This window comes from Corynebacterium sp. UMB8791 (genome assembly GCF_054166365.1).
The window spans coordinates 1-781 of sequence record NZ_JBSZCG010000158.1 but is presented as its reverse complement, the minus strand read 5'-3'; the positions used below and the strand labels follow the sequence as shown (position 1 = coordinate 781).

Annotated in this window: 1 rRNA gene; it reads left to right on the top strand. The window is 53.4% G+C overall.

From position 1 onward, the window contains the following. Window positions 1-781 (top strand): 23S ribosomal RNA (locus tag ACXIUA_RS10920); the annotation flags it as partial.

Genomic DNA, 781 nt, shown 5'->3' with positions numbered 1-781 from the left:
ATGATTGTGGGTATGCTGCCATGTACCCCTATGATGCGGCGTGTTAGCGGAAGTCACCTGGGATGGTGTGCCGGAGAGGGTGAGAGCCCCTGTACGTGAAGGCGTGTCGTGTTGTGGTGATTGTTTGCCCGAGTAGCAGTGGGCTCGTGGAATCTGCTGTGAATCTGCCGGGACCACCCGGTAAGCCTAAATACTAAGTGTGACCGATAGTGAATAAGTACCGTGAGGGAATGGTGAAAAGTACCCCGGGAGGGGAGTGAAAGAGTTCCTGAAACCGTGCGCTTACAATCCGTCAGAGCACCTCGTGTGTGTGATGGCGTGCCTTTTGAAGAATGAGCCTGCGAGTCAGCGGCATGTCGCGAGGTTAACCCGTGTGGGGTAGTCGTAGCGAAAGCGAATCCTAATTGGGTGTTGTAAGTGGCATGTCCTGGACCCGAAGCGGGGTGATCTACCCATGGCCAGTGTGAAGCAGCTGTAAGAGGTTGTGGAGGCGCGAACCCACTTAGGTTGAAAACTGAGGGGATGAGTTGTGGGTAGGGGTGAAAGGCCAATCAAACTCCGTGATAGCTGGTTCTCCCCGAAATGCATTTAGGTGCAGCGTTATAGTAGTTTGCCGGAGGTAGAGCTACTGGTTGGTTGAGCGGGACTATCATCTTAGCAACATCAGCCAAACTCCGAATGCCGGTTAAGTGTTCTATAGCAGTGAGACTGTGGGGGATAAGCTTCATAGTCGAGAGGGAAACAGCCCAGATCGCCGGTTAAGGCCCCTAAGGGTGTACTA